Consider the following 7288-nt stretch of genomic DNA (forward strand, 5'->3'; position numbering starts at 1 on the left):
TCTATGGTCTTAGGCCGAGCCGACCCATTCCTCGGTGCCGTCGGCGAAGAACTGGTGCTTCCAGACCGGCAGCCGCTCCTTGATGGTGTCGACCAGCAGCGCGCACGCCTCGAAGGCCTCCCGGCGGTGATCGGCGGCCACCGCGGCCACCAGCGCGGCATCACCGATGTGCAGGGCGCCGACCCGGTGGCTGGCCGCCAGCGCGCGGACCCCGGCGGACTGTTCGGCGATCTCGGCCAGCACCTCGGCCAGCACCTGCTCCGCCGTCGGGTGCCCGGAGTACTCCAGCCGGGTCACCTGCCGGCCGTGGTCGTGGTCGCGGATCATGCCGACGAAGCCGACGATCGCACCCGCGGCCCGATGACCGACCAGCTCCTCGTGTTCGGTCAGCAGGATGGGCTCTTCGGTGACCGCCGCCCGCAGCACCAGCGCGCCGGTGGCCGTCATCGTTCGTGGTCTCCGCCGGCGAGCTGATCCAGGGCGTGATCCAAGACGTCGGCGAGCACCCCGAGCCCGTCGCGCACTCCGCCGGTCGAGCCGGGCAGGTTGATGATCAGCGTCCGTCCGGCCACACCGCACATGCCCCGGGACAGCACCGACGTCGGGACCTTCGGCAGGCCGGAGCGGCGGATGGCGTCGGACAGTCCGGGAATCTCGTAGTCGAGCACCGCGGCCGTCTGCGCCGGGGTGTCGTCAGTCGGCGAGATTCCGGTGCCCCCGGAGGTGATGACCAGGTCCACGGGCGCTGCCACCGCGGCCCGCAACGCCGCGCCGACGGCTTCACCGTCGGGGACGACTTCAGGCTGCGCCGGCGCGAAGCCGCGCTGCGCCAGCCAGTCGGCGATGACCGGCCCGGTGCGGTCGTTGTACACCCCGGCCGAGGCGCGGGTGGAGGCGATGATGACGTGGGCGGTGCGGGCGCGTGCGGCGGTCACCGGCGCTCCCATGCTCCGGTGCGTCCGCCCTCTTTGGCCAACACCCGGATGTCGCCGATGACCGCGGCGCGGTCGACGGCCTTGATCATGTCGTAGAGGGTCAGGGCCGCCACGCTGACCGCGGTGAGCGCCTCCATCTCCACCCCGGTGCGGTCGGTGGTGCGTACCGAGGCGGTGATGTCGATCTGGGATTCGCCGATGGTGAAGTCGACGTCGACGCCGGTGAGCGCCAGCTGGTGGCAGAGCGGGACCAGATCGCTGGTGCGCTTGGCGGCCATGATGCCGGCCACCCGCGCGGTCGCCAGCGCATCGCCCTTGGGCAGCCCGCCGGCCGAGATCAGCTGCACCACTTCCGCGGTGGTGCGCAGCACTCCGGCGGCGACGGCGGTGCGCTTGGTGGCCGCCTTGGCGGTGACGTCGACCATGTGGGCCGCACCGCGTTCGTCGAGGTGGGAGAGCGGCCCGGCCATGGTGGTCACCGCCTACCGGTTGACGACGGTGACCGGATGCAGGTAGGGCAGCTGTTCGGACGCGAGGGGGAAGACCAGGTCCCCGAACGGTGACAGCGCCCCGGCCCGGTCGGTGCGCAGCTCGCTCACTGCCGGTTCGCCGTCGGTCTCGGGCCACCCGTTGTCGACGTACCGGTTCTTGTTGTCCTGTTTCGCAGCCACGGCTCCCATTCTGACAGGTCGCGATCGGCGTCGCTCACCGGTTGGGCCTTACGCTGGTCGTCGATGACCGAACACGCGCGGGGTGTGCCGCTGGGATCGTGGCTGGCCGACCTGCCCGACGAGGGTCTGATCCGGCTACTGGAGCTGCGGCCCGACCTCGCCCAACCGCCGCCGGGCAGCATCGCCGCCCTGGCCGCGCGGGCGCAGGCCCGCCAGTCGGTCCGGGCGGCCACCGACGAGCTGGACTTCCTGCGGCTCGCAGTGATCGACGCCCTGCTGGTGCTGGATGCCGACGCCGCCGCGGTACCGGTGGGCGATCTGCTGACGCTGATCGGTGAGCGCGCACCCGCCGAGGCGGTGCACGAGGCGATAGCCGACCTGATCGAACGGGCGCTGTGCTGGGGTTCGCATCAGCCCCCCGACGGTGTGCTGCGGGTGGCCGCCGAGGCCGGGGCCGGCTTGCCGTGGCACCCGGGCCAGGTCACCCAGGAGGATCCGGCGACCGAACACATCGCCGGGGCCATCGCCGATCTGGACGGCCCACAGCGCGACCTGCTGGACAAGCTGCTGGCGGGCTCCCCGATCGGCCGCACCCGCGACGCCGGCCCCGGCGCGCCGCCGGAGCATCCGGTGCCGCGGCTGCTGGCGGCGGGGCTGTTGCGCCGCATCGACGACGAAACGGTGATCCTGCCGCGGCTGGTCGGCCAGGTGCTGCGCGGTGAGCAGCCCGGCCCGACCGCCCTGCGCGCCCCCGACCCGGTGGTGTCGCAGACCACGGCCACCGATGTCGACGCGGCCGCCGCGGGCGCGGTGATCGACCTGCTGCGCGAACTCGACGTGCTGCTGACCAGCCTGGGCGATACGCCGGTGCCGGAGCTGCGCACCGGCGGGCTGGGTGTCCGCGAGGTCAAGCGGCTGGCCAAGACGACCGGCGTCGACGAGACCCGGCTGGGCCTGCTGCTCGAGGTGGCCGCCACCGCCCGGCTGATCGCCTCCGACTATCCCGACCCCACCACCGTCGACCAGCGGGAGTGGCCCGATGCGGACGGGCCGTACTGGGCGCCGACGGTGCTGGCCGACCGGTTCGCCGAGCGACCGACCGCCGAGCGCTGGCAGCTGCTGGCCGCCACCTGGCTGGAGCTGCCGGCCCGGCCGGGACTGATCGGCAGCCGCGGCGCGGACGGCAAACCGCGGGCGGCGCTGTCCACGCCGCTGTTCTCCACCGCCGCCCCACTGGATCGCCGGCTGCTGCTGGGCATGCTCGCCGAACTGCCCGTCGGTGCCGGCGCCGACGCCGTCTCCGCATCCCAGGCTTTGATCTGGCGGCGGCCGCGCTGGGCCAATCGGCTGCAGCCCGGGCCGGTGGGCGAGCTGCTCGACGAGGCGCACGCCCTGGGCGTGCTGGGCCGCGGCGCCATCAGCTCCCCGGGGCGGGCGTTGCTGGCCGGCTTGTCCAATGGCGCAGCCGAGCCCGCCGCCCTCGCGGCCGTGTCGGCCATGACCAAGGCGCTTCCCGAGCCGATCGACCATTTCCTGGTGCAAGCCGATCTGACCGTGGTGGTGCCCGGGCCGCTGAAGCGCGAGCTGGCCGAAGAGTTGGGCGTGGTGGCCACCGTGGAATCGGCCGGGGCGGCGATGGTCTACCGGGTCTCCGAACAGACCATCCGGGCCGCTCTGGACGTCGGCCGCACCGGCGCCGGATTGCACGCGTTCTTCGGAAAGCACTCGAAGACCCCGGTGCCGCAAGGGCTCACCTATCTGATCGACGACGTCGCGCGCCGGCACGGGCAGCTGCGGATCGGGATGGCGGCGTCCTTCGTGCGCTGCGAGGATCCGGCCCTGCTGGCTCAGGCCGCCGCGGTTCCGGCCGCCGAGGCGCTCGGTCTGCGGGTGTTGGCCCCGACGGTGGCGGTGGCCCAGGCCCCGATCGCCGACGTGCTGGCGGCGTTGCGCGACGCCGGTTTCGCCCCGGCCGCCGAAGATGCCAGCGGAACGATCGTCGACATCCGCCCCCGCGGAATGCGAGTGCCGACGCCGGCCGAGCGCCGCGGCCACCGGCCGGTCGCCGGGCCCAGTGGCGAGAGCCTGACCTCGCTGGTGCGGGTGCTGCGCACGGTGACCTCGGCGCCGTTCGACAACATCCGGTTGGAGCCGGTGACCGCAATGATTCTCTTGAAGCGCGCCGCCAGCGAGGGGTCCACGGTGCTGATCGGCTATGTCGACGCCGCCGGGGTGGCCACCCAGCGGGAGGTCTCCCCCGTGCTGGTCCGCGGCGGCCAGTTGGTGGCGTTCGACTCGACCTCGGGCCAGATGCGCGAGTTCACCATCCACCGCATCACGACCATCTCGGCCGCCGACGGAAATCAGTAGGCCACGCTTCCCGACGGTGGCTCGTAGCATGGTCTACGGGCTCATCGAAGGGACCACCCATCGTGACCGTCGACCGTGAACAGCCGCTGGGCTACACCGACCTGCGCGGTGATCTGGCCGGCCGCTACCACCCCACGCCCACCGGCGGCGCCCAAGTCGACGACAAGCTGGTCGATGCCGACCTCGCCGCCCTCGACCGCAACGGCTACCTCATCTGGGAAGGACTGCTCGACGGCGACGAATGCGCCGCGATCCGCGCCGAGGTAAGCCCGCTGCTGGGCCACACCGGACGGAATTCCTTCGAAGGCAATCGCACTCAACGCGCCTACGGTCTGCTGAACAAGACCCGGCTGTGCGACCGGCTCGTCGAGCATCCGCGGGTGCTGGCGGTCCTCGACCGGCTGCTGCTGCCCAACTATCTGCTGTCGATCCTGCAGGCCATCAACATCCAGCCCGGCGAATCGGCGCAGCTGCTGCATGTCGACGACGGGTTCTATCCCGTTCCGAGGCCGCACCCGCCGCTGGGAGCGGCGACCATCTGGGCGATCGACGACTTCACCGAAGACAATGGCGCCACCGTCGTGCTGCCGGGTAGCCAGCGCTGGGGCCGCCGCGAACCAGACGACGCCGACGTGCGCAGGCCGGTGGTGATGCCCGCCGGCTCCTGCGTGTTCTTCGTTTCGACGCTGTGGCACGGCGGCGGCGCCAACCACTCGACCGGGGCACGGCTGGCCGTCACCGCGCAGTACTGCCAACCGTGGCTGCGTCCGATGGAGGCGTTCACCCTATCGGTGCCGCCGGCCACGGCCCGCGGGCTCTCCGACGACATCAAACGGATGCTCGGCTACAGCATCCATCCACCTTTTGTGGGCGCGGTCGACGGTATGCATCCGTTGCGGCTGCTCGAACATGGCGGCGCGGCCGTGTCGGTGCGCTCCGGATAATGGGCGCATGAGCACCGACGGGCCGTTGATCGTCCAATCCGACAAGACCGTGTTGCTCGAGGTCGACCATGAGCAGGCCGGCGCAGCGCGTGCTGCGATCGCGCCGTTCGCCGAATTGGAACGCGCCCCCGAGCACATCCACACGTACCGCATCACCCCGCTGGCGTTGTGGAACGCCCGCGCGGCCGGTCACGACGCCGAACAGGTGGTCGACGCCCTGGTCACCCACTCCCGCTACGCGGTGCCCCAGCCGCTGCTGGTCGACATCGTCGACACCATGGCCCGCTACGGGCGCCTGCAGCTGGTGAAGAGCCCGGTGCACGGCCTGACCCTGGTCAGCCTGGACCGTGCGGTGCTCGAGGAGGTGCTGCGAAACAAGAAGATCACCCCGATGCTCGGCGCCCGCATCGACGACGACACCGTGGTGGTGCATCCCAGCGAGCGCGGCCGAGTCAAGCAGATGCTGCTCAAAATCGGTTGGCCCGCAGAGGATCTGGCCGGCTACGTCGACGGCGAGGCGCATCCGATCGCGCTGGAGCAGGACGGCTGGGCGCTGCGCGACTACCAGGAGATGGCCGCCGACTCGTTCTGGTCGGGCGGCTCGGGGGTGGTGGTGCTGCCCTGCGGTGCCGGCAAGACGCTGGTGGGCGCCGCGGCGATGGCCAAAGCCGGTGCTACCACGCTGATCCTGGTCACCAACACCGTCGCCGGCCGGCAGTGGAAACGCGAGCTGATCGCGCGCACCTCGCTGACCGAAGAGGAGATCGGCGAATACTCCGGGGAGCGCAAGGAGATCCGGCCGGTCACCATCGCCACCTATCAGGTGATCACCCGGCGCACCAAGGGCGAATACCGGCACCTGGAGTTGTTCGACAGTCGCGACTGGGGCCTGATCATCTACGACGAGGTGCATCTGCTGCCCGCGCCGGTGTTCCGGATGACCGCCGATCTGCAGTCGCGCCGACGCCTCGGGCTGACCGCCACCCTGATCCGCGAGGACGGCCGCGAAGGCGACGTGTTTTCCCTGATCGGGCCGAAACGCTACGACGCCCCGTGGAAGGACATCGAGGCCCAAGGCTGGATCGCCCCGGCCGAATGCATCGAGGTGCGGGTCACCATGACCGAGAGCGAGCGGATGACCTACGCCGTCGCCGAACCCGAGGAGCGCTACAAGCTGTGCTCGACGGTGCACTCCAAGATCGCGGTGGTGCGCTCGATCCTCAAGCAGCATCCCGGCGAGCAGACCCTGGTGATCGGCGCCTATCTCGACCAGCTGGAGGAACTGGGCGAGCAGCTGGACGCCCCGGTCATCCAGGGCTCGACGCGCACCGCCGAACGGGAGAAGCTGTTCGACGCTTTCCGCCGTGGTGAAATCTCCACGCTGGTGGTGTCCAAGGTCGCCAACTTCTCCATCGACCTGCCGGAGGCCTCGGTGGCCGTGCAGGTCTCGGGCACCTTCGGCTCCCGCCAGGAGGAGGCCCAGCGGCTCGGCCGGCTGCTGCGCCCCAAAGCCGCCGGCGGCGGCGCGATTTTCTATTCGGTGGTGGCCCGCGACAGTCTGGACGCCGAATACGCGGCGCACCGGCAGCGGTTTCTGGCCGAGCAGGGCTACGGCTACATCATCCGCGACGCCGACGACCTGCTCGGCCCGGCGATCTGACGCGACCCGCGCGCAAGCTATCCGCGCGCGCCGGGGCATGGCGGTTAACCTCGAAACATGGCGTTATCCAAGGACGAACGCGAACAGTTTCTGGCCGAGCCACACATCGCAGCGCTGTCGGTGAGTGCGGGAGACGGCCGTGGCCCACTGACGGTGCCGATCTGGTATCAGTACGAGCCGGGCGGCGAGCCCTGGGTCCTCACCGGCGTCGAGTCACGCAAGAGGCGGCTCATCGAGGCCGCCGGCTGTTTTTCGCTCATGGTGGAGCGGACGGAGCCGACCGTCCGCTATGTCGCCGTCGACGGTGCCGTCAGCCGAGATCCAGTGCGGTACCCGGGGACAACGCCACGCTGGCGTCGATCTCGACCAGATTGCGCAGTCCGCGCGCCAGGGCGTGGCCATCCCACGGGGTGAACCCCAGCCGGTACATGGCCCGGAACAGCAGCCTCCTGGCCCCCATAGCGGCTAGATGGCTCCCATGTCAGCGGAGAGCCAGTGCTGGGGGCGCAGATGAATGGCCACGTACTCGCCCAGTTCGGTCCGTGCGAACTCGAGGAACTTCTCGGCCCGGTCGGGGGGAAGGTAGCGGTGGGCCAGCTCGGCGTGATGGTCGTCGGTGCCGGGCTCGATGCGGCTGACGGCACCGTCGACGGCGACATAGCGGACGGTCGGCTCCGTCCGCTCCACCATGAGCGAAAAACAGCCGGC

8 protein-coding genes and 2 pseudogenes are annotated in these 7288 nt (G+C 70.9%); 4 read left to right on the top strand and 6 right to left on the bottom strand.

What is annotated here, in order from left to right:
* Positions 1 to 9 precede the first annotated feature (9 nt).
* The 4 genes from A5648_RS02425 to A5648_RS02440 are packed head-to-tail and all read right to left on the bottom strand — an operon-like array spanning position 10 to position 1615.
* On the bottom strand, positions 10 to 447 hold the full coding sequence (locus A5648_RS02425) for a molybdenum cofactor biosynthesis protein MoaE (protein ID WP_065023017.1): 438 nt from the start codon (positions 445 to 447) through the stop codon (positions 10 to 12).
* Positions 444 to 935: a MogA/MoaB family molybdenum cofactor biosynthesis protein gene (locus tag A5648_RS02430; protein WP_428844300.1), complete on the bottom strand. Its 492-nt coding sequence runs from the start codon at positions 933 to 935 to the stop codon at positions 444 to 446. The genes A5648_RS02425 and A5648_RS02430 overlap by 4 nt, the downstream gene beginning before the upstream one ends.
* Positions 932 to 1405, bottom strand: a complete 474-nt coding sequence (gene moaC / locus A5648_RS02435; protein WP_065023031.1) for a cyclic pyranopterin monophosphate synthase MoaC — start codon at positions 1403 to 1405, stop codon at positions 932 to 934. Before moaC ends, A5648_RS02430 begins: the two co-directional genes overlap by 4 nt.
* 12 nt (positions 1406 to 1417) lie before the next feature.
* Entirely contained in the window at positions 1418 to 1615 is a 198-nt protein-coding gene (locus tag A5648_RS02440; RefSeq protein WP_065023019.1) for a hypothetical protein, read from the bottom strand.
* Positions 1616 to 1669: 54 nt separating this feature from the next.
* Between A5648_RS02440 and A5648_RS02445 the strand changes: the two genes are divergently transcribed.
* The 4 genes and pseudogenes from A5648_RS02445 to A5648_RS22300 all read left to right on the top strand — a co-directional run.
* The gene (locus tag A5648_RS02445; protein ID WP_065023020.1) at positions 1670 to 3976 is read left to right on the top strand and encodes a helicase-associated domain-containing protein; all 2307 of its coding nucleotides are present in this window, start codon (positions 1670 to 1672) and stop codon (positions 3974 to 3976) included.
* Positions 3977 to 4038: 62 nt separating this feature from the next.
* Positions 4039 to 4920, top strand: a complete 882-nt coding sequence (locus tag A5648_RS02450; protein WP_065023021.1) for a phytanoyl-CoA dioxygenase family protein — start codon at positions 4039 to 4041, stop codon at positions 4918 to 4920.
* 7 nt (positions 4921 to 4927) lie between these two features.
* Positions 4928 to 6580 carry a DNA repair helicase XPB gene (locus A5648_RS02455; RefSeq protein WP_065023022.1) on the top strand — a complete coding sequence of 551 codons (1653 nt, stop codon included), beginning with the start codon at positions 4928 to 4930 and terminating at the stop codon, positions 6578 to 6580.
* A 57-nt stretch (positions 6581 to 6637) separates the two neighbouring features.
* Positions 6638 to 6898, top strand: a pseudogene (locus A5648_RS22300) (pyridoxamine 5'-phosphate oxidase family protein); the annotation flags it as partial.
* Here A5648_RS22300 and A5648_RS22305 read toward each other — a convergent pair.
* Entirely contained in the window at positions 6891 to 7040 is a 150-nt protein-coding gene (locus A5648_RS22305) for a hypothetical protein (RefSeq protein WP_207511581.1), read from the bottom strand. The pseudogene A5648_RS22300 and the gene A5648_RS22305 overlap by 8 nt on opposite strands.
* A gap of 5 nt (positions 7041 to 7045) precedes the next feature.
* Positions 7046 to 7288 (bottom strand): annotated as a pseudogene (locus A5648_RS02460) (pyridoxamine 5'-phosphate oxidase family protein); the annotation flags it as partial.

Origin of the sequence: Mycolicibacter sinensis, assembly GCF_001673565.1 — a bacterium.
Lineage (GTDB): Bacteria > Actinomycetota > Actinomycetes > Mycobacteriales > Mycobacteriaceae > Mycobacterium > Mycobacterium sinense_C.

Excerpts from the sequence above, each read along its gene's own strand:
- A5648_RS02425 (WP_065023017.1), bottom strand. The coding sequence starts at position 447 with ATGACGGCCACCGGCGCGCTGGTGCTGCGGGCGGCGGTCACCGAAGAG.
- moaC (WP_065023031.1), bottom strand. The coding sequence starts at position 1,405 with ATGGCCGGGCCGCTCTCCCACCTCGACGAACGCGGTGCGGCCCACATG.
- A5648_RS02440 (WP_065023019.1), bottom strand. The coding sequence starts at position 1,615 with ATGGGAGCCGTGGCTGCGAAACAGGACAACAAGAACCGGTACGTCGAC.
- A5648_RS02445 (WP_065023020.1), top strand. The coding sequence starts at position 1,670 with ATGACCGAACACGCGCGGGGTGTGCCGCTGGGATCGTGGCTGGCCGAC.
- A5648_RS02455 (WP_065023022.1), top strand. The coding sequence starts at position 4,928 with ATGAGCACCGACGGGCCGTTGATCGTCCAATCCGACAAGACCGTGTTG.
- A5648_RS22305 (WP_207511581.1), bottom strand. The coding sequence starts at position 7,040 with ATGGGGGCCAGGAGGCTGCTGTTCCGGGCCATGTACCGGCTGGGGTTC.